Consider the following 2,604-nt stretch of genomic DNA (forward strand, 5'->3'; position numbering starts at 1 on the left):
ATGATGTGCGCACTTATCGCATGGTTTATTCGTGACTTGCTCGTCTTCTTAAATATGAGTACCGACCTGGCTTATATCGGCAGTGTCATTATTGGTTATCTGGGGACTGACTTTTTCGGTCAATGGATGCGTGGGGCTTTGAATCGTAAAGCAGGGGTATCTGATGCAAATCAGTGAGAAAGGGCTTAAGGCGTTGAAAGGCTATGAGGGTTGCAATCTAACTGCGTATCGTTGCCCCGCGGGTGTTTGGACAATCGGCTACGGTCATACTCGCGGGGTTAAACCCGGTGATGTGGTTACAGAGCAACAAGCCGAGCAGTTCTTACTTGATGACTTAGCGCCGGTTTACCTCACGATTGAGGCCAATGTTAAGGTCCCGTTGACTCAGGGCCAGCTTGATGCGCTGTGTTCATTCATCTTCAATTGTGGCACCGGTGCTTTCGTCCGTTCTACGTTGCTTAAGAAACTTAATGCCGGTGATTATCGCGGGGCCGTGGGTCAGTTTATGGAGTGGAATAAAGCTGGTGGGCGTGTATTACCGGGCCTAGACGCTCGCCGGGCATCTGAGAGAACGATGTTTTTATCATGAAATTCAACAGAACTACTACACTATAAGGAAGAGTGATGAGCATTATTCAGATTCTGGTTCCAGTCACTTATTTTGTTGGTGTTATTGCTGCATTCATTATTTTTACATTGATAGAAAAACGCGCTAATGATCCTGAGGAGTTTGGGGTCATTATGTTTATGTCATTCCTGTGGCCGCTACTGATTATTCTTATGCCAATTGTTTTTGGATTCTCTTTTTTAAACGAGAAATACAATCAATTTGTTGGCAGACGGTCATGAAATTCAACGCTCATTACTACACGATACTCGCATTAATCGTTATCTCTCTGACAGCGTATTACTATCACTCTGAGTTACAGAGAGAGCAACGCGTGACAAAGCAGCAGCAAGAAGACATTCAGCAGCTCACTGACACTATCGACTATCAGAACTCTCACATCACCATGCTAAACGAGCTTGATGTGAAGCATACAAAGGAACTTGCTAATGCCAAATCTGAAATTGATGTTCTGCGCAATGATGTTGCCGCTGGTCGTCGCCGGTTGCGTATCACGGCCGCCTGTCATCAGGGTGAAGCCACTGCCACCTCCAAGTTGGATGATGCAGCCAGCCCCAGATTGGAAGACTCCGTTGTCAGGGATTATTTCACTCTCATCGAAAGAGTAACGACGATGCAGGCTCAATTAGAAGGTTTGCAGGACTACATCAAAACTCAGTGTCAGTAAAAGTCAGAAAGCGAGGCATAACCTCGCTTAATTAATCAACCTACTTTGCTATATCTATAAACTTCTTTGATGTACTGATGGAAGTATTTTCCTTTTGATGGGGCGCTCATCAATCCTTGGTACACATTAGAAGGAACATTATAGTATTGATACACTCCGCTACTATGGAAAGCTATTTCCAATGTTTTCGTAGCTTGGTCATAACCAACAGAACGAAGGTTTGAAGATGAAACAGGAACTCGATTCAATTTCTAAATCTCCTCTATGCGGGAAAAGTCCCAAGGAAATATTAGAACACTTTAAGAGATATAACTTTGTAGACGATCACGGACATAAGTTAGAACTATGCCAAGATTTTATAGATCTTGTGAAGTTATCCACAAAATAAAGAATATCTAATCAATGAGCCTCGGTTAATCCGGGGCTTTTTTATATCCGAATTTCACCGCGCACCTCATGCGCATTCAAACCCAAAGAACCTGTTTAGGAAATAGAGCCTGAGAAATTCAGTATTGTGCTGATTCTTTGGTCTGATTTTCTATGAGGCAGGCTCTATCTCTAAAAAGGTAAAGCACAATGAACACATTAACTTTCAATAATCACACTATTGTTCCTTTCGATAATGGCGATGGGAAAATCTGGTTTACCGGCAAACAAATGACCAAGCTACTGGAATACGAAGATGATAAATCAGTCAACAAGCTATACAAGAGAAATAAAGATGAGTTCTCGGAAGACATGACTACGACTGTGAATCTGCCCATCGATGCCGAGGAGGCCAATTTGACCCCCACGGGAAAATCAAAGGGTTACCGTAATCTTCGTAAGAAAGTTAGGATTTTTTCTGTTCGGGGAGCTCATTTATTAGGGATGCTTGCTGATACAGAAGTAGCCAAACAACTTCGTCGGTGGTTACTTGATTTGGCAGACAAGGAGAGTCAGACAGATCTCTCTTTGATGGACATGGAAAGCTTAAAGTCACTGACACTTGGTGAGATGCAGAATCGGCTGGTGGCCGCTGATAAGTGGTCTTATAGCAACTTTGGTAGACCAGGTAGTGAAATGATGAACCTCCGCAAGCGTCATCTAAAAAAACTCCGCAAAGCCAAGCAAACCATTCTGGAATTATCGCAGCTTGCGTTGCCCGGCTTTGATGACTTTCCAGATGGGGAACCTGCATGAACTACGAGCAATTCATAGCGAATAATGTACAAGCCGAGTTAACCAGACTCGGCTTTTCTTCATCTATTGCAGGCATGGCAAGTGATAAGGCAGTCGATCACTATCGTCGCAGTTCGTCAGCGAGCAG

The 2,604-nt window shown here is 43.6% G+C and carries 6 protein-coding genes; 5 read left to right on the forward strand and 1 reads right to left on the reverse strand.

What is annotated here, in order from left to right:
• From LGZ99_RS23950 to LGZ99_RS23965, 4 genes are all read left to right on the forward strand, one after another.
• Positions 1-177 (forward strand): phage holin family protein (locus LGZ99_RS23950; protein ID WP_262979806.1); only part of this gene is annotated, 177 nt, incomplete at its 5' end.
• A complete protein-coding gene (locus LGZ99_RS23955) occupies positions 164-589 on the forward strand; it encodes a lysozyme (RefSeq protein WP_262979802.1) in 426 nt (141 codons plus the stop codon). The genes LGZ99_RS23950 and LGZ99_RS23955, both read left to right, overlap by 14 nt.
• Before the next feature lie 35 nt (positions 590-624).
• Entirely contained in the window at positions 625-849 is a 225-nt protein-coding gene (locus LGZ99_RS23960) for a hypothetical protein (protein ID WP_262979803.1), read from the forward strand.
• Complete coding sequence (locus LGZ99_RS23965) at positions 846-1,295, forward strand: lysis protein (RefSeq protein WP_262979804.1); 450 nt, start codon at positions 846-848, stop codon at positions 1,293-1,295. Before LGZ99_RS23960 ends, LGZ99_RS23965 begins: the two co-directional genes overlap by 4 nt.
• Before the next feature lie 35 nt (positions 1,296-1,330).
• On the opposite strand, the gene LGZ99_RS23970 is transcribed toward LGZ99_RS23965, so the two are convergent.
• Positions 1,331-1,543, reverse strand: coding sequence for a KTSC domain-containing protein (locus tag LGZ99_RS23970; protein WP_072008848.1), 213 nt, complete (start codon positions 1,541-1,543; stop codon positions 1,331-1,333).
• Between the two features lie 328 nt (positions 1,544-1,871).
• On the opposite strand from LGZ99_RS23970, the gene LGZ99_RS23975 reads away from it, so the two are divergent.
• The gene (locus LGZ99_RS23975) at positions 1,872-2,477 is read left to right on the forward strand and encodes a BRO family protein (protein ID WP_262979805.1); all 606 of its coding nucleotides are present in this window, start codon (positions 1,872-1,874) and stop codon (positions 2,475-2,477) included.
• Positions 2,478-2,604: the final 127 nt, after the last annotated feature.

The sequence above is a fragment of the Photorhabdus temperata genome, assembly GCF_025384845.1.
GTDB lineage: Bacteria > Pseudomonadota > Gammaproteobacteria > Enterobacterales > Enterobacteriaceae > Photorhabdus > Photorhabdus temperata.

Excerpts from the sequence above, each read along its gene's own strand:
- LGZ99_RS23955 (WP_262979802.1), top strand. The coding sequence starts at position 164 with ATGCAAATCAGTGAGAAAGGGCTTAAGGCGTTGAAAGGCTATGAGGGT.
- LGZ99_RS23960 (WP_262979803.1), top strand. The coding sequence starts at position 625 with ATGAGCATTATTCAGATTCTGGTTCCAGTCACTTATTTTGTTGGTGTT.
- LGZ99_RS23965 (WP_262979804.1), top strand. The coding sequence starts at position 846 with ATGAAATTCAACGCTCATTACTACACGATACTCGCATTAATCGTTATC.
- LGZ99_RS23975 (WP_262979805.1), top strand. The coding sequence starts at position 1,872 with ATGAACACATTAACTTTCAATAATCACACTATTGTTCCTTTCGATAAT.